Origin of the sequence: Candidatus Pelagibacter sp. (assembly GCF_965262185.1) — a bacterium.
GTDB lineage: Bacteria > Pseudomonadota > Alphaproteobacteria > Pelagibacterales > Pelagibacteraceae > Pelagibacter.
The window spans coordinates 582549-601546 of the sequence record NZ_OZ253498.1 but is presented as its reverse complement, the minus strand read 5'-3'; the positions used below and the strand labels follow the sequence as shown (position 1 = coordinate 601546).

17 protein-coding genes are annotated in these 18998 nt (G+C 25.5%); all 17 read left to right on the top strand.

All coding sequences use genetic code 11. The features are described from left to right. Nucleotides 1-201: 201 nt before the first annotated feature. The 17 genes from mraZ (at nt 202) to ACQY31_RS03275 (ending at nt 18997) form a co-directional block, all read left to right on the top strand. A complete protein-coding gene (mraZ, locus tag ACQY31_RS03355) occupies nt 202-669 on the top strand; it encodes a division/cell wall cluster transcriptional repressor MraZ (RefSeq protein WP_428080853.1) in 468 nt (155 codons plus the stop codon). Between the two features lies 1 nt (nt 670). After that, nucleotides 671-2146 carry a cell division protein FtsZ gene (gene ftsZ / locus ACQY31_RS03350; protein WP_428080851.1) on the top strand — a complete coding sequence of 492 codons (1476 nt, stop codon included), beginning with the start codon at nt 671-673 and terminating at the stop codon, nt 2144-2146. An 18-nt stretch (nt 2147-2164) separates the two neighbouring features. Beyond that, nucleotides 2165-3175 (top strand): 16S rRNA (cytosine(1402)-N(4))-methyltransferase RsmH, encoded by a 1011-nt coding sequence (rsmH, locus tag ACQY31_RS03345; RefSeq protein WP_428080849.1) that lies wholly within the window; start codon nt 2165-2167, stop codon nt 3173-3175. Next, the gene (locus ACQY31_RS03340) at nt 3172-3480 is read left to right on the top strand and encodes a cell division protein FtsL (RefSeq protein ID WP_428080847.1); all 309 of its coding nucleotides are present in this window, start codon (nt 3172-3174) and stop codon (nt 3478-3480) included. Before rsmH ends, ACQY31_RS03340 begins: the two co-directional genes overlap by 4 nt. After that, nucleotides 3477-5168: a peptidoglycan D,D-transpeptidase FtsI family protein gene (locus ACQY31_RS03335; protein WP_428080846.1), complete on the top strand. Its 1692-nt coding sequence runs from the start codon at nt 3477-3479 to the stop codon at nt 5166-5168. Before ACQY31_RS03340 ends, ACQY31_RS03335 begins: the two co-directional genes overlap by 4 nt. Before the next feature lie 2 nt (nt 5169-5170). Further along, nucleotides 5171-8014 (top strand): UDP-N-acetylmuramoyl-L-alanyl-D-glutamate--2,6-diaminopimelate ligase, encoded by a 2844-nt coding sequence (locus tag ACQY31_RS03330; protein WP_428080844.1) that lies wholly within the window; start codon nt 5171-5173, stop codon nt 8012-8014. Further along, a complete protein-coding gene (gene mraY / locus ACQY31_RS03325) occupies nt 8015-9100 on the top strand; it encodes a phospho-N-acetylmuramoyl-pentapeptide-transferase (protein WP_428080842.1) in 1086 nt (361 codons plus the stop codon). It abuts the gene before it with no gap. Further along, nucleotides 9100-10383, top strand: a complete 1284-nt coding sequence (gene murD, locus ACQY31_RS03320; protein ID WP_428080840.1) for a UDP-N-acetylmuramoyl-L-alanine--D-glutamate ligase — start codon at nt 9100-9102, stop codon at nt 10381-10383. The genes mraY and murD overlap by 1 nt, the downstream gene beginning before the upstream one ends. Continuing rightward, nucleotides 10373-11491 carry an FtsW/RodA/SpoVE family cell cycle protein gene (locus ACQY31_RS03315; protein WP_428080838.1) on the top strand — a complete coding sequence of 373 codons (1119 nt, stop codon included), beginning with the start codon at nt 10373-10375 and terminating at the stop codon, nt 11489-11491. Before murD ends, ACQY31_RS03315 begins: the two co-directional genes overlap by 11 nt. 3 nt (nt 11492-11494) lie before the next feature. Then, nucleotides 11495-12562 carry a UDP-N-acetylglucosamine--N-acetylmuramyl-(pentapeptide) pyrophosphoryl-undecaprenol N-acetylglucosamine transferase gene (locus ACQY31_RS03310; protein WP_428080836.1) on the top strand — a complete coding sequence of 356 codons (1068 nt, stop codon included), beginning with the start codon at nt 11495-11497 and terminating at the stop codon, nt 12560-12562. Next, on the top strand, nt 12552-13946 hold the full coding sequence (murC, locus tag ACQY31_RS03305) for a UDP-N-acetylmuramate--L-alanine ligase (protein ID WP_428080834.1): 1395 nt from the start codon (nt 12552-12554) through the stop codon (nt 13944-13946). The genes ACQY31_RS03310 and murC overlap by 11 nt, the downstream gene beginning before the upstream one ends. Continuing rightward, entirely contained in the window at nt 13946-14851 is a 906-nt protein-coding gene (gene murB, locus ACQY31_RS03300) for a UDP-N-acetylmuramate dehydrogenase (protein ID WP_428080832.1), read from the top strand. Before murC ends, murB begins: the two co-directional genes overlap by 1 nt. 1 nt (nt 14852) lies before the next feature. Beyond that, the gene (locus ACQY31_RS03295) at nt 14853-15767 is read left to right on the top strand and encodes a D-alanine--D-alanine ligase (RefSeq protein WP_428080830.1); all 915 of its coding nucleotides are present in this window, start codon (nt 14853-14855) and stop codon (nt 15765-15767) included. Further along, nucleotides 15748-16422 (top strand): cell division protein FtsQ/DivIB, encoded by a 675-nt coding sequence (locus tag ACQY31_RS03290; RefSeq protein WP_428080828.1) that lies wholly within the window; start codon nt 15748-15750, stop codon nt 16420-16422. The genes ACQY31_RS03295 and ACQY31_RS03290 overlap by 20 nt, the downstream gene beginning before the upstream one ends. Then, on the top strand, nt 16415-17119 hold the full coding sequence (locus ACQY31_RS03285; protein WP_428080826.1) for a hypothetical protein: 705 nt from the start codon (nt 16415-16417) through the stop codon (nt 17117-17119). Before ACQY31_RS03290 ends, ACQY31_RS03285 begins: the two co-directional genes overlap by 8 nt. Nucleotides 17120-17183: 64 nt before the next feature. Continuing rightward, nucleotides 17184-18104, top strand: a complete 921-nt coding sequence (lpxC, locus tag ACQY31_RS03280; protein WP_428080824.1) for a UDP-3-O-acyl-N-acetylglucosamine deacetylase — start codon at nt 17184-17186, stop codon at nt 18102-18104. A gap of 47 nt (nt 18105-18151) precedes the next feature. Continuing rightward, on the top strand, nt 18152-18997 hold the full coding sequence (locus tag ACQY31_RS03275; RefSeq protein WP_428080822.1) for an outer membrane protein assembly factor BamD: 846 nt from the start codon (nt 18152-18154) through the stop codon (nt 18995-18997). Nucleotide 18998: the final 1 nt, after the last annotated feature.

Sequence of the window (18998 nt, the reverse complement as noted above, 5' to 3'; positions counted from 1 at the left end):
TTTAAATGGAGCTTGAATAAGCATCCTTATTATCTCAGCAAACAAATAAATAAAAGAACTCTTCAATTTCAAATCATTATTTTAAATTTTTTCCTTAAAAAATGACTTTAATTGGACGCAGAATCAACATTTGACTATTATTTTAAATACCCATATATTCCCAAATATTCCCATTTATGGAATTTATAAAATTAAAAATACATGTTTTTATCTACTTACGAGAACAAATTAGACAAAAAGGGGAGAGTATCTGTGCCTGCTAGCTTCAGATCTCACTTGTCAAATTTAGGTTATAATGGAGTAATTTGTTATCCATCTTTCAATAATTCCTCGATAGAAGCATGCTCTCAAGACAGAATTGAAAAAATTTCCTCTGCGATAGACTCTTTAAATCCTTTTGAGGAAAAAAGAGATTATTTTGCAACATCAATATTAGCAGAAAGTGCTAATCTACAGTTCGATAGTGAAGGTAGAATATCTCTTTCATCAAAATTATTAAAACATGCAAAAATAAAAAATAGCATGTTGTTTGTTGGTCAAGGCCAAACTTTTCAGATTTGGGAACCAACTGCATTTGAAAAATTTAAGACATCAGCAAGAAAAAAAGCAAATTTAAATCGAGCAAGTCTTAAATGGGAAAAACATTTAAACAATAACGAGGGGAAATAAGATGACAATTAACTTTAAAGCACCAGAAATAAAAGAACTTCAGCCAAGACTTTTAGTTTTAGGAGTAGGTGGAGCTGGAGGAAACGCTATAAATGAAATGATTGAGAATAAACTTCAAGGAGTAGAGTTTATTGCAGTTAATACAGATGCTCAAGATTTAAAGTTAAGTAAAGCAAAAACTAGAATTCAAATTGGTTTAAATTTAACAAAAGGTTTAGGTGCAGGTGCAAAATTAGATATTGGACAAGCAGCTGCTGATGAATCATTAAATGAAATTGTAAATACACTTCAAGGTGCAAATATGGTTTTTATTGCAGCTGGTATGGGTGGTGGAACGGGCACTGGTGCTGCTCATGTCATCGCAAGAGCTGCTAAAGAATTAAATATATTAACTGTAGGTGTTGTGACTCTTCCATTTTTATATGAAGGCCCCTCTAGAATGAGAAGAGCACAACAAGGATTGGAAGAATTAAGAAAACATGTGGATACTATAATTGTCATTCCAAACCAAAACTTATTTAAAATTGCAAATGAACAAACAACTTTTGAAGAGTCTTTTAATCTTTCAAATAATGTTTTGATGCATGGAGTTCAAAGTATTACCGATTTAATGGTAAGACCTGGATTAATAAATTTAGATTTCGCTGATGTTGAAACTGTAATGGCTTCTATGGGTAAAGCTATGATGGGAACAGGAGAAGCTGAGGGTGAGGGTAGAGCACTTAAAGCCGCAGAGATGGCAATTAGCAATCCATTAATTGATGATTATACTTTAAAAGGTGCTAAAGGATTACTAGTAAATATTACTGGCGGTAAAGACTTAAAACTTTTTGAAGTTGATGAAGCGGTCAATAAAGTAAGAGCAGAGGTTGATCCAGAAGCTGAGTTAATTATAGGGGCAATAACTGATGCTGATTTAGATGGTAAGATGAGAGTTTCAATTGTTGCAACTTCATTAGATGGTCAACAACCTGAATCTAAATCGGTGGTAAATATGGTGCATAGAATACAAAATCGTAATCCAGGCTACTCTGATTTTACAAATATGGGTCCTCAAGCTTTTAATTTTTCAAACGCATCAAGCCCAATTTCTCATGGTGCTAACGCTCTTAAGGTTGAGAATGAGATTGTTCAAGATCAAGAACAAGTGAGTGTTGAAAATAACATGATGAACGAAAATTTCACCACAGAAAACAGTGAAGTAACAGAAAACATTGTCGAAGACAGCACTGTAAATGAAATGGAAAAATCGTTTACACAAGAAGCAGTAGAAACACTTGAAGAAAAAAATCATGATGAAAATATTCAAGAAGAACCATCAAATGATCTTAAGGAATTTGGTGTAGATTCGGATTCGCCAGATTTATTTAGTTCTGAAAGCGAAAACTCTTCTCCTTCAGATTTGTTAAATTCAGAGGATCAGGAAGATGAAGACGATCTTGAAATTCCCGCTTTCCTAAGAAGACAAAAAAATTAATGGTCTTCAAAGAAATAAATGGAAGCCACCATAGTACCGGATGTACAAAAACATTATCCTGTACTGCTAAAAGAAATTATTAGCGTTATCACCCCTCAACATGGTGGCACATTTATAGACTGTACATTTGGTCAAGGTGGATATTCAAAAAAAATACTAGAGTTTGAAAATACAAAGGTAATAGGACTTGATAGGGATATTGAAAGTCAGAAAATTGCAAATTCAATATTAGATGATTTTGAAGATAGATTTGTTTTCAAAAATTTAAAATTTAGTCAATTAACTAATTTAAAAATTAAAAACGAAAATATCAAAGGTGTTATTTTTGATCTTGGATATTCATTAACACAAATGAAAGATCCAAAAAAAGGATTATCTTTCAACTCAATGACAGATTTAAATATGCAATTGGGTTTAAATAACTATTCAGCCGCTGATGCTATAAATAAACTTGATGCAAAAGAGTTGGAGAAAATTTTTAAATACTTTGGAGATGAAAAAGATGCAAAATATATATCTAAAAATATTGTAAAAGAAAGATTAAATAAGAAAATTGATACACAGGGTTTAATTAAAATTGTTAATAAATCAAAAATAAGAAAAAATTTTAAAGTTCATAATTCAACTAAAGTTTTTCAAGCTCTTAGAATTTTTGTGAATAAAGAAATAAGTGAATTAATTTATGGACTGGTAAATGCTACAAAAGTACTAAAAAAGGGAGGTGTTTTAGCTGTTGTTACTTTTCACTCTTTAGAAGATAAAATTGTAAAATATTTTTTAAAAAGTCTTTCTCAAAATAAAAGTATTTCAAGATATTCACCTATTATAGATCAAAAAGAAACTCTATATAATTTAAATCAAAAAAAACCGATCGTTCCATCCGATCTTGAGATAAAAGAAAATCCACCTTCAAGATCTGCAAAACTAAGATATGCAATTAAGAAAAGTGATTTCTTTGATTTTGATACAGATATAGAGGAGAAATTTAAAAATTTTTTAGAAATTGAAAAGTTTGGAGATAAACTTTGAAAAAATTATTTCTTGCAGTTACGATTATAATTTTAGTTTTAACTACAGCAATTATAAAAAATACCACAAAAAAAATTGAAGATAAAATATTTGCTTATAAAGAAAGTGTAAGACTTTTAAAATCAGATTTAGAAAATATTCAGTTGGAATTTGATTATTTAAGTTCTGCTGAAAAATTATTGGAATTTCAATCTTTATATTTTGAAGATCAATTAGTCCAAAAAAAAATAGAAGATATTAAAATTTATAAAATTTCAGAAAATGAAAATAAATTAGAGCAATATAAAATAACTAAGGAAAAATGAACAATTATAAAAAAAGATTAACTATTGAAGATCATGAAAATGATTTTGCTTATAAAAAAAGCAATACTGGATTGAACATTCAATTTAATCGAGTTGCTTTTATTTTTTTTGTCTTTTTTGTTATTTATACAATTTACTCAATACATTTAATTCATTTAGGTTCTAGAGTATCAAAGCTTGAAAATACAAATAACAAGCTTCCTTACATCAATGATCTTTATAGAGCAGATATTTTAGATATTAATGGAAGTTATTTAGCAAAGACGGTTAAATCAATTGATATTGGTCTCAAAACTTCAAATATAATTAGTAAAGAAAAATTATTGTTAAGCCTAAAAATTATTTTTCCAGATAAAGATTTTAATGAAATTGAAAAAAAAATAGAAAACAAAAAGTTTTTTTATTTAGAGAGGAAAATTTCAGAGGAAAAATATGAGCAAATTATGAAGTTGGGAGATAAATCTCTTATCCCTGAAGAAAAAGTGCTTAGAATGTATCCACAGAAAAATCTTTTTAGTCATATTTTAGGACAAATAGATAATGACAACAATGGTATTTCTGGATTAGAAAAATCATTAAATGAAAATCTTAGATCATCTAGAGACCCAATTAAATTAACTGTTGATAAAGACATTCAATTCTTAATTAGAAAAGAATTATTAAAATATCAGGAAATTTTTAAAAGCAAAGGAAGTGCAGCAATTTTAATGGATGTTAATAATGGCAATATACTATCTTTAGTTTCATTACCTGATTTCAATCCAAATGAAAGAAAAAATATGTCAGATTTAAATTATATTAATAGAGTAACAAAGGGAACTTACGAACTAGGCTCTGTTTTTAAAGTATTTACTTTTGCAAGTGCTTTAAATGAAAAATTAATTGAACCTGATACTGAATTTTTAGATTTACCAAAATCAATTAAGTGTGACAGATACAGAATTGGAGAATATGATAATGAAATACCTTCCGATTTAACTGCTGAACAAATTTTAGTTAGATCTGGAAACATAGGATCTGTTCGAATTGCACAAAAAGTTGGCCAAGAAAAATTTAAATCTTTTTTAGAGGATATTGGAGTATTATCTCAGATTAATTTTGACATCGAAGAAGTGGCGCCTCAAATTGATTATGATTTTGGAAAATGTAGATTGGCAACAGCCTCTTTTGGTCATGGAGTAGCAACTACCATTCTCCAATTAGCAAAAGGATATGCTATTTTGGCTAATGGTGGCTATGATGTAAACCCAACATTGGTTTTTAAAGAAGATAATAAAAAAAATATCAATACAAGAATAATTAACAAAGGAATTTCAAAACAAGTTGTTACTGCTTTAAGAAAAATTGTTAATACAGAGGAGGGTACGGCTAGATTTGCAGATGTTCAAAATTATGAAATTGGAGGCAAAACAGGCACAGCCGATCAACCAGTAGGTGGAAAATATTCAGAGGCAAAAATAAATACTTTTAGCTCAATATTTCCAACATCAAATCCTCAATTTGTATTTGTTGTAATGTTAGACACTCCTAAAAAATCAAAAGATTATTATTATAAATATAGGCATAGAAAAGGAGGATGGAAGGGAACACTTTATAATACAGCTGGGTGGACATCTGTAGAGGTGGCAGGAAAAGTGATAGATAAAATTGGGCCTATTTTAGCCACAAAATATATACAGGTTGACTAATAATGTTACTTGGAAATTATTTTAATGGTATCCACAAAAATTATAAGAAATTATTTTTTTCAGGTATCTCTTTTGATACTAGATCTTTAAAAAAAAATAATATTTTCTTTGCTATAAAGGGAAATAATATAGATGGAAATAAATTCATTTCTAAAGCTGTAGAAAAAGGATCTAAAATAATTATAACAGAACAAAAAATAAAAGATTTTCGTAATGGAATTTTATTTATAAGAACAAAAAATTTAAGAAAATTATTAGCAGAAGTCTCATTTAAAATTTACAACAAAATACCAAAAAATTTAGTAGCTGTTACAGGAACAAATGGAAAATCTTCAGTTGCTGAATTTTATCTTCAAATAATGAAATTAAATAAAAAAAAAGTTGCTTCAATTGGAACACTGGGGGTTAAATCAAAAAATATAAATTTAAATTTATTTAATACAACAAGTGATCCAATTAAATTAGGCCAGATCTTACAAAAATTAAAAAAAGAAAAAGTTGAAAATGTTATCATGGAAGCATCTAGTCATGGACTAAAACAAAATAGATTAGATGGGTTAAATTTTAAATCTGGAATTTTTACAAATTTATCACAAGACCATCTTGATTATCATAAAAATTTAAAAAATTATTTAAAAGCAAAACTTTATTTATTTGAGAATTTAATTGAAAAAAAAGGAAATGTAATTACAGATAAAGATATCCCTCAATATAAAATAATCAAGAAAATCTCTTTAAAGAAAAAATTAAAATTATTTGTAATAAATGAAAAACAAAATAATTTTGAAATATTATCTCATAGATACGATAATGAAAATCAATTAATTAAAATAAAATATAAAAATTTAATTAAGGAAATTAATTTAAATTTAATAGGTAAAATTCAAATAAAGAATATTTTGATGGCTGCAATTGCAGCAAAAAAAAGTAATTTAAATTTTAAAAAAATTTTAAAAGTCTTACCAAAATTAAAACCAGTTGAAGGTAGATTAGAAAAAATTGGTAAAATTAAAAATAATTCAATTGTTATTCTTGACTATGCACACACTCCTGATGCTTTAAAAGTTTGTTTATTAAACATTAAGGAGCAATTTCCTGATAAAAAGTTAAATCTTTTATTTGGCTGTGGGGGAAACAGAGATCAAAACAAAAGAGCTAAAATGGGTAAAATAGCCAGTATTCATGCAGATAATATCTATCTAACAGATGATAATCCTCGTTTAGAAAATCCCACAAGAATAAGAAAAGAAATCAAAAAGGGCATTAAAGCTAAAAAAATTATAGAAATTCCTAATAGAACAATAGCAATATCAGAGGCCATCAAAAATTTAAAAAGTGGTGATGTTTTATTAGTTGCAGGGAAAGGTCACGAAAACACCCAGGAAATTGGTAAAAAAAAAATCAAGTTTTCTGATAGAAAAAAAATCCTAACTGAAATCAAAAAAAAAAACAAAAATTTATCCAATCAATTAAAGATAAATATAATTAAAGAGCTTTCCAAAACTCAAAAATTATCAAAATCTATTTCTATAAATAATGTGAGAATTAATTCTAATGAAGTGAAAAAGAACGATGTATTTTTTGCTATCAAAGGAAAAGTAAATGATGGAAATAAATTTGTTTCACAATCATTTAAGAAAAAAGCATCATTAGCGATTGTAAACAAAATTCAAAATAATCTTGACATTAAACGGCAGATAAAAGTTAAAAATACCTTAAAATTTTTAACAAATGTCTCAAAAGTTTATAGAAAAAATATAAGTACAAATATTATAGCTATTACAGGTAGTTGTGGGAAGACAACTCTCAAAGAATTATTGGGAAGTGTGATGGGAAAAATTTCAAATACAAGCATATCACCAAAGTCTTATAACAATAAATTTGGAGTTCCTTTAAGTCTTCTTAATATTAAAGAAAATGATCAATATGGAATTTTAGAGGTAGGAATGGATAAAAAGGGTGAGATTGATTATCTAACAAAAATACTTGAGCCAAATGTTGGAGTTATTACAAATATAAATTATGCCCATGCAAAAAATTTTAAAAATATAAAACAGATTGCCTTAGCAAAATCAGAGATTATAAAAAATATTAAATCAAATGGTTCTATGATCTTAAATGCAGATGATAAATTTTTTAAACTTCATAAACAAATTTCTCAAAAGAAAAATCTAAAATTAATTTCATTTGGTATAAAAAGTAATAAAGCAGACATGAGGTTGATTGATATAAAATCGTTTGGAAAAAATTTTAAAATTAAAATTAGATTTATGAATAAGATTAAATATTTTATAATATCTAATGACTATCAAAATAATATTTATAATATTCTATCTGCATTAGCTGTTATTAGTGTGAATTTAAATATATTTAATTTAAATAAAAATATTTTTTTAAATTTTAGAATTCCTGATGGAAGAGGGGATCATTCAATAATAAAAATAAATAATAAAAAAATAAATTTAATTGATCAAAGTTATAACTCAAATCCACTATCATTAAGTTCTGCTATAAAAAATTTTGATAAAATAAAATTAAACAAGTCTAAAAAATATTTGTTGCTTGGAGATATGTTGGAGCTTGGTAGTTATTCCAAAAAACTTCATGAATCTATTGCTCCATTAATAAATCAAACTAAAATTGATAAAGTTTTTGTAAAAGGAAAAATGGCTTCTTTGATATATAAAAAATTATCAAATAGTAAAAAAGGTAGAATATTAAGTAACAAATCTCAGATAGATGATTTGATTAGAAATGATATTAAAAAGAATGATTATTTAATGATTAAAGCCTCACTTGCGACAGGTTTCAATAAGATAGTTAATGAATTAAAAGGTTTAAACTAAATGCTATACCAGTTTCTATTAAATTTTGTTGATAATTTTGGCTTTTTAAACGTCTTTAAATATTTAACTTTCAGAACTGGTTTATCCTTTTTTACGTCATTAGTTATAGTTTTATTTATTGGAGGTCCTTTTATAAAATTTTTTTCAAATCAAAAAATTTTGAATCCAATTAGGGAAGATGGACCAGAAAATCACATAGTTAAAAAAATTGGAACACCAACAATGGGTGGAATTATTATTTTACTTGCCCTAATAATTTCAGTTATTTTATGGGCAGATTTATCAAATAATAATATTTTATTTTGTTTATACATTGCTTTTTCATTTGGATTACTTGGTGCATTTGACGATTATAAAAAAATTAAGCAAAGTAATTCCTCTGGTATTTCATCGAAGTTTAAAATAATTGCACAAATTATATTAGCGTTATTAGGAGTAGGTTTATTTGTTTATTTAAACGATTATCAAGATTTAAATAATTTATATTTTCCTTTTTTTAAAAATTTAATAATTAATCTTGGATGGTTTTTTATACCTTTTGCCGTATTTGTAATAATAGGTTCTTCTAATGCTGTAAATCTTACAGATGGTTTGGATGGTTTAGCAACAGTTCCAGTTATATTAGTAGCGACTTGTTTTGCATTTATAAGCTATGTAACTGGAAATATTGTTTTTTCAAATTATTTACAAATTCCTTATATTGAAGGAACAGGTGAGGTTGCAATTTTTTGTGGAGCAATTATTGGAGCATGTTTAGGATTTTTGTGGTTTAATGCTCCTCCAGCTAAAATTTTTATGGGAGACACAGGCTCTCTATCTTTAGGTGGTTCTTTAGGAGCAGTAGGTATTATAACAAAACATGAGATTGTTTTAGCAATAACGGGAGGTCTTTTCGTTTTAGAAGCAATCTCCGTAATGGTTCAGGTAATTTCATTTAAACTTACAGGAAAAAGAATTTTTAGAATGGCACCCATACACCATCATTTCGAGAAAAAAGGTTGGCCTGAATCTACTGTAGTTATTAGATTTTGGATTATCTCAATAATTTTAGCAATGATAGGACTTGCTACTTTAAAATTAAGATAATGAAAAATAAAAAAAATATTTTTTTAAGAAAAAAAATATTAATATATGGATTAGGCAAAAGTGGAGTATCTTCATACAAATTTTTAAAAAAAAAAGCAGATGTTTATCTTTTTGATGATAATTCAAAAATAAATAAAAATTTAGGTAGTTTAAGTAAAATTTCAAAAATAAGTTTTGATGTAATTATTATTAGTCCAGGTATAGATATTTCAAAATGTAAATTATCGAAATTCTTGAAAAAAAATTTACAAAAAATTTATACAGATCTTGATGTTTTTTACTCCTTTTATGATAATTTGAGTATAACAATCACAGGAACAAATGGAAAATCAACTACAGCAAAAATACTACACGATGCATTGGTTGATCAAAAAAAAGATGCTCGATTAATTGGGAACATAGGGAACCCAGCACTTGCTGAGAAAAAAATAACAAAAAAGACGATTTTTGTAATTGAAGCCTCTTCGTATCAGCTTGAATATTCTAAGATTTTTAGGTCAAAATATAGCTTAATTCTTAATATTTCAGCAGATCATATTGAAAGACATAAGAACCTCAAAAATTATGTTAATGCAAAATTTAAATTAATTGAATCTCAAGTTAAAGGGAATTTTGCGTATGTAAAAAAAAATGATCCATTAATTTCAAAAAAAATTAAAAAAAATAAATTTAAGTCAACGATTTATAAAGTTGATATATCAAATTTGAAAAACATAATTGGTAAGATTAGCAATAAATACTTTGCTTCTGACGGTAATAGAGAAAATCTTTCATTTATATTTGAAATAGCCCCTAAGCTAAAACTTTCTAAACATAGATTAATCCAAACCATTAATAATTTTAAAGGACTCGATTTTAGACAACAAATTATTTTTGATAAAAAAAATTTAACAATAATTAACGACTCTAAAGCAACAAGCTTTGCTTCTTCAGAAAATATATTGAATAATTTGAATGATGTTTACTGGATTTTAGGAGGAATACCAAAAAAAAATGATAAGTTCAAATTATCCAAAATAAAATGTAAAAATATCAAAGCGTATATTTTTGGTTCATATCGAAATAAGTTTCATGAAGTTTTAAGAAATAAATTAAAGGTTAAAAAATACAAAACTTTAAATGAAACCTTAAGAGCAATTTTCTTAGAGATAAAAGATCAAGAAAGCAAAAAAAATATAATTTTTTTTAGTCCTGCTGGTGCATCATTTGATAGTTTTAAAAATTTTGAAGATAGGGGAGAATACTTTAATAAAATAGTTAAAAAATTAACATATGCAAAGTAACAGCATAATTTATAAATTTTATTATCAGTGGTGGAAAAATATTGATAAACCTATATTATTTTTAGTTAGCATTTTATTCACCATTGGACTTTTTTTCTCTTTGGTGTCAACTTCACTCATAGCTTCAGACAAATTAGATACCAACAATTATTTCTTTTTTTTTAAACATTTAATTTATGTAATTATTGGTGTAATTTTTATTTTTATTTTTTCATCTTTAAATCAAGATAAATTGTATAAATTTTCAATAATTCTTTTTTTTATTTCATTACTCTCTTTGTTTTTAGTACCTATAATTGGAATAGAAGTTAAGGGATCAAGAAGATGGATCGATTTATTTTTTTTACCAAGATTTCAACCCATAGAAATATTGAAACCTTTTTTGATTGTAATTCTTGCAATTATTTTATGTAAAAATGAAACTAATATTTTATTAAAATATTTAGTATCAACAATTTTAATGACTTTAGTTTCTTTGCTACTGATAATCCAGCCAGACATTGGTCAAACATTATTAGTATTTTTTTCATGGGCTGTTTTGATATTTTGCTCAGGTATTAATTTATATTTTTTGCTCACAATCTCTTCTATTGGATTAATTTTTTTGTCTTATATGATTATTTACATACCAAAATTTAATTATATTAAAGCTAGAATTTTTTCATTTTTTGATAAAGAAACAGGTACTCATAATTTTCAATCAGATAAAGCAATAGAGTCAATAACAAGTGGAGGTTTTTTTGGAAAAGGGATAGGAGAGGGAACACTAAAAAATAGAGTACCAGAAGCACATACTGATTATATAATTTCAGTAATTTCCGAAGAGTTTGGTGTGATTGCCATAATTTTAATCTTAATTTTGTTTTTAGTCCTAATTTATATGGTTTTTAAAAAAATTAGTTTTGAAACTGACGAGCAAAATAAACTTATTCTAATTGGATCAGCAAGTTTAATTCTTATGCAGGCCACAATTCATATTGGAGTTAATATAAGATTATTTCCAACAACTGGAATGACATTACCTTTTTTGAGTTATGGTGGCTCTTCAATTATAAGTACCTCAATATTGACAGGTATAATTTTAAACTTAACAAAAAGAAAAATATAATAGGTGAGAGAAAAAGTATTAATTTCCACTGGAGGTTCTGGAGGGCATGTCATTCCTGCAATTACAATTTATGACCATTTAAAAGAAAAATATGACACAATAATTTCTACAGATTCTAGAGGGTTAAAATATTTAGAAAAAAATGATTATAGATCTATTTTAATAGATACACCAAAGTTTAATAGCTTAATACTTTTTCCTTTTACATTATTTAAAGTCTTAATATTAACAATTAATTCTCTAAAAATATTAAAAAAAGAAAAAATTTCTTACTTAATTTCAACGGGTGGGTACATGTCTTTACCTTTATGTTTAGCAGCAAAAATTCTAAATATTAAAATTTTTTTAATTGAACCAAATATGGTTTTAGGAAGAGCAAATAAATTTTTTTTGAATTTTTCTAAAAAATTAATTTGTTATTCAAAAAACTTAAAAAATTATCCAAAAAAATTTGAAAATCAGAAAAAAATTTCAAAACCTTTTTTAAGAAAAAAATATTATGAATCAGATTTATATAAAAAAGATGTAAATTTATTTACCATCATGATTATTGGAGGCAGTCAAGGAGCTAAAATTTTTGATACACTTATTAATGAATCAATTTTGAGTGTTTCAAAATCTTGCTTAATTAATGTAATCCATCAAACTAGTGAAAAAAACATAAACTATTTAAGAAATTTTTATAAAATTAATAATATAGAAAGCAATGTTTTTAGTTTTGATCAAAATTTAAATGAACTTATGAAACAGTCTGATTTATGTATATCAAGGTCAGGCGCTTCAAGTTTAGCTGAAATGTCATTAATGAATGTTCCTTTTATCGCCATACCACTTCCTAGTTCTAAGGATAATCATCAATATGAAAATGCTAAATATTATTATGATAAAGATTGTTGCTGGATAATTGATCAAAAAAAATTTGATAAAAAGAAATTTGAAGAATTATTGTTAAAAATATCAAAGAAAGACGAATATTATGTCGCAAAAAAAGAAAATCTAAAAAAATTAAATTATCAAAATACTTGGAATAATGTTAATCAAAATTTATTGGAAATTTTAAATGAAAATTGAATTAGCCAAATCAGAAGTTATTCATTTTGTTGGTATAGGTGGGATAGGGATGAGTGGCCTTTCAATGATTATGAAGAGGAAAGGTTTTAAAGTTCAAGGAAGTGATATCTCAAATAATAAAAATATTAATAGGATTAGAAAAGAAAAAATCAAAGTTTATGTTGGACATAAAAAACAGAATATAAGCAAGGCTACAATTTTGGTTGTATCTTCAGCAATTAAACAAAATAACCCGGAATTAATTGAAGCAAAATCAAAAGGTCTACCAATATACAAAAGAGGCGAAATGCTAGCAAACATTGTGTCTCTTTCTAAAAATATTGTAGTTGTAGGATCTCACGGTAAAACAACAACTACTTCTTTAATTGCATCAATTTTTCAAAATACAAAAATAGACCCAACGATTATTAATGGAGGAGTTATAAATTCAATCGATAATACAGCAAAATTAGGTAAAAGTGATTGGTCTATTTTGGAGGCAGATGAGTCTGATGGTAGCTTTATATTTATTCCCCCAACTTACTCTATCATTACTAACATTGATAGAGAGCACATGGATTTTTATAGTTCGATGAAAAAATTAAATAAATATTTTATTGATTTTGTTGAGAAGGTTCCATCTTTTGGAAAATCATTTGTCTGTTTAGATGATAAGAATAACAAAAATCTAATAAAAAATATTAAAAAGAAAAATTTCTATACATACGGTGAAGATCCTAAATCGAACTTTTCTATAAAAAATATAAATCAATTTAAAGAATTATCAAAATTTGATTTATCAATAAAATTACCAAATAAAAAAAATCGATATTTAAAAAATATAATAATCCCTCTACTTGGAAATCATAATATTAAAAATGCAGTTGCTGCTCTTGCAGTATCATTGACTGTTGGAATATCAATATTTGATATAAAAAAAGGACTTAAAAATTTTAAAGGTGTTCAAAGAAGATTTAATAAGATTTTTTCATTTAATAATGTTGATTTTTTTGATGACTATGCACATCACCCAACTGAGATAAGAGAGGTACTTAATGGGGTAATGAAAGTTTATAAAGGTTATGAGAAGATATGTATTTTTCAACCCCATAGAATATCAAGAGTAAAAGATTTAAAAAAAGAGTTTAGTTTCGCTTTTAGAGATGCTGATAAAGTAATTTTATTTCCAATTTATAATGCTGGTGAAAAAATGAAACTCGGATTTAGTTATCTTAGTTTTGCAAAACAAATTATCAAAAATTCGAGGGTTGAATTATTAATGATCGAGGATCAATTGCAATTAGCAAAATATGTAAAAAGTAATATTTATGGAAAAAAAATTGTTATTGGTATGGGCGCTGGTTCAATTTCAAGTTGGATGAGAGAATTACCTAAATATTTATAATGAAAACTAATTTGAAAGAACTGTCAGAAGAGTTTGGTCAAAACCTAAAGCTAGACTGTGATTTAAAAAAAAAAAATTGGTTTAATATTGGTGGTAAAGCTAAAATTTATTTTAAAGCAGATAATTTAAAAGATTTGATCAAATTTTTAAAAATTATAGAAAATAAAGAAAATATTTTTGTTTTAGGCGGAGGATCAAACATATTAATAACTGACGATAAATATGATGGTGTAGTACTCAAGCTTGCAAATAATTTTAATAATTTATCAGTTCTGTCAGATGATATAATTATTGCAGGAAGCATTGTTAGTGACAAAGCATTATCAGAATTTGCATTAGAAAATAGTTTAGGTGGTTTTGAATTTTTGTCTTGTATACCAGGTACAGTTGGTGGTGGAATTAAAATGAATGCTGGATGTTTCAATAGAGAATTTAAAGATGTTCTTGTTTCAATACAAGCAGTTACTAAATCTGGCCAGGTAATAACTATACCTGCAAAAGATATAAATTTTAAATACAGAGATAGCGGTTTATCTGATGACCTTATTTTTTTAAGCGCCTCCTTTAAAGGATTTAAGAAAGAAAAAGAATTGATCCAAAATGAAATGAATTTTTTAAAAGAAAAAAAAGAAAAAGCACAACCAACAAGAATTAAAACCAGCGGAAGTACTTTTAAAAACCCTTTAGATCAATCTGAAAAAAAGGTTTGGGAACTAATAAAAGAGTCTGTTCCATTAGATATTTCTTTTGGTGATGCATATATTTCAGAAAAACACTGTAATTTTTTTGTAAATAAAGGTAATGCTAAATTTAAAGATATGAAGAATTTGATCAAATATGTCTCAAAAAATGTCTTTAAGAAAACAGGTGTAAAGTTAGAAACTGAAATTAAAATTTTAGAATAAATTGAAAAAAAAAATACTAATACTTTCTGGTGGAATATCAAAGGAGAGATTAATAAGTCTTGATACAGGTAAACAGGTTGCCCAAGAGCTAAAAAAAAATGGTTATAAAATTCAGATTTCTGAACCAGATAGATCTTTATCTTTAAATATCGAAAAATTTAAACCTGATATAATTTTTAATGCATTGCATGGTCAATTTGGAGAGGATGGATATATACAAAGTATTTTAGAGAAATTTAAAATTTCATATACCCATTCTGGTGTTGTTGCTTCATCTATAGCCATGGATAAAGAAATTTCAAAAAAAATTTTTATAAAAAATAAAATTATTACACCAAAATTTTTTATTTATAATTATGGTTATAAATCATCTACCTTAATAAAAAAAATTCAGTCAAAATTAAAATTTCCTGTTGTCATAAAACCTTTAAATGAGGGTTCAAGTGTTAATGTTTTTATATGCAACAAATCTAATCTAACACAAAAAGTTAAATCATTAAAAGATTACAAAAAAATTATGATTGAGGAATTTATTGGAGGAAGAGAAATTCAAGTAGCAATTATGGGTAATAAAAAACTTGGAGCAATTGAATTAAAACCCAAAAGAGCTTTTTATGATTATCAAGCAAAGTACAACACAAATGCAAAAACTGAGCACATAATTCCCGTTAATTTGTCTAAAAAAAAATTAAATGACGTAATGAATATTGCACTTAAAGCCCATAAAATCATTGGTTGTTCTGGTGTTACACGTTCAGATTTTAAATATAATAGGGGTAAATTTTATCTATTAGAAATTAACACTCAACCAGGTATGACCAAATTATCTCTCGTTCCCGAAATAGCCTCTTATAAGGGAATAAACTTTTTAAAATTAATTGAATGGATTTTAAAAGATGCATCAAAGAAAAAGTAAAAAAATCTTAATTTACTTTTTTTTATTAATTTTAGTGGGTTCGATAAATAATAATTCAATAAATAATCTAAGGTTAGAAAAAGTAAAAAAAATTAATATTTTTGGATTAGATGAAAATGACCAAAAAATTCTACTTGATAGTTTAAATAATTTAGATTTAAAAAATATTTTTTTTATTAATAAAAAAAGCATTCAAAATATTATTGAAAATAATTCATTAGTTGAAGATTACAATGTTATAAAAAAATATCCTTATTCAATTGATATAAATATAAAAAAAACAAATTTTATTGCTCGGATTAATAAAAATGGAAAGTTTTTATTAGTTGGAAACAACGGTAAATTATCAAATAATAGTAATTCTGCAATAAAATTGCCGTATATATTTGGAAATCCAGAAATAGAAGAGGTATTAGAATTAAAAAAAATTATTGATCAGTCAAATGTTGATTATTCACAAATAAAATCTCTATATTATTTTAAATCAAAAAGATGGGATCTAGAATTAACTACAAATATTGTAATTAAATTACCTGAGAAAATTGAAAAAGAGATTTTAGATAAAATATCAATTTTTTTAAATAATATTAAATTAGAAAATAAAGAAATTGTGGATGCTAGAATAAAAAATCAAATTATAATTTTAGATGAATAAAGAAATTGACTCTGAAACTTATTTAATTATTTCTTATGAAAAGTTTGAAATATTCTTATTAGACAATAAAAATTATAAAAATATATACCAGGAAGAATTTAAATTTAGAGACGTTTTAGAAAAATTAGATTTTAATCTTTTAAATGATTTTTTAGAAAACAATATTTTTAAAATTGAAAAACTAGCAGGAAATTTTGTAAACAATATAAATATAGTAATTGAAAATAAATCAATTCTTACCTCCAATATAGGTATAAAGAAAAAAAATTATACTGGAGAAATTACAGACATAATTTTGGAAAGTATGCTTACAGATGTTAAAGATTTATTTAAAGAAAACTACAATCAATATAAACTCATACATATGATTATTGATAAATATATAATTGATGGTGTCAGTTATTCTTCTTTTCAAGATAAAATTTGTAATGATGAAATTTGTCTAGAAATTAAACTTATTTCAATACCAAATTTATTAATACTTGAAATTGAAAACATTTTAAAAAAATACCAAATTCAAGTAAATAATTATTTAGACAAAGGATATGTAAAAGATTTTATCTTTGATAAACAATTAGATATTTCTCAAATGGCACATAATTTGAAAGTTGGTATGAATAAGAATGAAATTCAAATAACCTCAAAATCCTCAAAAAAACTTGGTTTTTTTGAAAAATTTTTTCAATTATTTAGTTAATTTTGTTTTTTCTCGTAACAATAGTTGTTTTTAATTAATCCAACATTCAAATTAAAAGCATTTAGTGTCTTATTTAACCCAAAAAACAATTAAAAATAACATTTCATTTAATGGAATTTCTCTTCATAGTGGTCTGGATGTCAATGTTTGCATTAAACCAGCATCTCCCAACAATGGCATAGTTTTTAAGAGAGTGGATTTAAAAAGCAATAATTTGGTTTATCCAAATTTTATGAATGTCACAAACACATCTCTAAACACAACTATTGAAAATGAATTTGGAGTAAAGGTTTCAACTATTGAACACTTAATGTGTGCATTATTTGGGATGGGTATAGACAACGCAGTAATTGAGATTGATAATGAAGAAGTTCCAATACTAGATGGATCTGCAAAAGTCTTTATTGAAAAAATTATTTCAGCTGGAATTGAAATTTCTGACTCACCAATAAAGATAATTAAGATAAATAAAGAAGTAAACTATTCTGATGGTGACCGATACATAAATATTAAACCATCAACTTTAAGTTTAGATATTGATTTTGAGTTAAAATATAAAAATCCAATTATTGGAAATCAAAGAAATAGTTTCAAAATATATGAAGATGACTTATCTGAAGTTTATAATTCAAGAACTTTTTGTTTGTTTGAAGATATTGAGTTAATTAAAAAAAATGGTCTTGCTAAAGGTGGAAGTCTAGATAATGCAGTAGTAGTTAAGGATAAAGAAATTTTAAATCAAGAAGGTTTAAGAAATAAAAAAGAATTTGTTAACCATAAAATATTAGATTGTATAGGTGATTTATACACATGTGGATATAGAATGATTGCTAGCATACAGTGCTCACAGGGTGGTCATTATCTTACAAATCAACTTTTGAGAAAGGTTTTTGAGAATAAAGAAAATTTTTCTATTGTAGAAATTAAAGAAAAAAACCTTCCACATACTTTGATAAATAGAAACTTTTTAAGATCGATCGCATAAATTAATCATTTCTTTTAAAATTTATTTTAAGTAAGTATAAATCAATCATGGGGATTAAAAATATTTTTTTTATATTAAGTGTTTCGATATTGTTAATTTCTTGTTCTAAAAAAGAAATTAAAGAAGATGTAATTTTAGAGAAAAGTTTAGAAATGCAAGTATTAGAAGCATACGAAGAAGGAATGAAAGCTCTTAATTCAAACGATGTTCTTTTTGCAGCAAAAAAATTTAATGAAGCTGAAATACTATTCCCACAATCTGAATGGGCTCCTAAATCTGCATTAATGGCAGCTTACTCTTATTACAAACAAGATTACTATGGTGATGCAATTGCGGAAATGGAAAGGTTTTTAAGAGTATATCCTAATCATAAAAATTTATCTTATGCTTATTATTTGCTTGGAATTTCTTATTATGAACAAATAGTAGATGAAAAAAAAGATTTACAATCAATAATAAAGTCAAAAGATATATTTCAAACTTTAATAGAAAAATTTCCTAATACTGAATATGCAATAGATGCTGAATTTAAAATTGATTTAATAAATGATATATTGGCTTCTAAAGAAGTTTATCTAGGCAGATACTATGTTGATAGAAAAAAATGGATAGCAGCAATTAATAGATTTAGGACTGTTGTAGATGAATATGATGAAACAATTTATGCTGAGGAATCACTGCATAGATTAGTTGAAATTTATTATTTACTTGGTCTTGAGGAAGAAAGTAAGAAATATGCAGTTCTCTTAGGATACAATTATCAATCCTCTCAATGGTATGAAAAATCATATGCTATTTTTGATAAAAAGTATGAAGTGAATAAAAAAGAAAATGAAATTAAAAAAAGAAAACAAAATAGTTTATTAAAAAAATTCAAATCTCTCTTTGAATGAA

What these genes read in the sequence shown, in the direction of transcription:
- mraZ (WP_428080853.1), top strand. Translation starts at nt 202, where the DNA reads ATGTTTTTATCTACTTACGAGAACAAATTAGACAAAAAGGGGAGAGTA.
- ftsZ (WP_428080851.1), top strand. Translation starts at nt 671, where the DNA reads ATGACAATTAACTTTAAAGCACCAGAAATAAAAGAACTTCAGCCAAGA.
- rsmH (WP_428080849.1), top strand. Translation starts at nt 2,165, where the DNA reads ATGGAAGCCACCATAGTACCGGATGTACAAAAACATTATCCTGTACTG.
- ACQY31_RS03335 (WP_428080846.1), top strand. Translation starts at nt 3,477, where the DNA reads ATGAACAATTATAAAAAAAGATTAACTATTGAAGATCATGAAAATGAT.
- ACQY31_RS03330 (WP_428080844.1), top strand. Translation starts at nt 5,171, where the DNA reads ATGTTACTTGGAAATTATTTTAATGGTATCCACAAAAATTATAAGAAA.
- mraY (WP_428080842.1), top strand. Translation starts at nt 8,015, where the DNA reads ATGCTATACCAGTTTCTATTAAATTTTGTTGATAATTTTGGCTTTTTA.
- murD (WP_428080840.1), top strand. Translation starts at nt 9,100, where the DNA reads ATGAAAAATAAAAAAAATATTTTTTTAAGAAAAAAAATATTAATATAT.
- ACQY31_RS03315 (WP_428080838.1), top strand. Translation starts at nt 10,373, where the DNA reads ATGCAAAGTAACAGCATAATTTATAAATTTTATTATCAGTGGTGGAAA.
- murC (WP_428080834.1), top strand. Translation starts at nt 12,552, where the DNA reads ATGAAAATTGAATTAGCCAAATCAGAAGTTATTCATTTTGTTGGTATA.
- murB (WP_428080832.1), top strand. Translation starts at nt 13,946, where the DNA reads ATGAAAACTAATTTGAAAGAACTGTCAGAAGAGTTTGGTCAAAACCTA.
- ACQY31_RS03290 (WP_428080828.1), top strand. Translation starts at nt 15,748, where the DNA reads ATGCATCAAAGAAAAAGTAAAAAAATCTTAATTTACTTTTTTTTATTA.
- ACQY31_RS03285 (WP_428080826.1), top strand. Translation starts at nt 16,415, where the DNA reads ATGAATAAAGAAATTGACTCTGAAACTTATTTAATTATTTCTTATGAA.
- ACQY31_RS03275 (WP_428080822.1), top strand. Translation starts at nt 18,152, where the DNA reads ATGGGGATTAAAAATATTTTTTTTATATTAAGTGTTTCGATATTGTTA.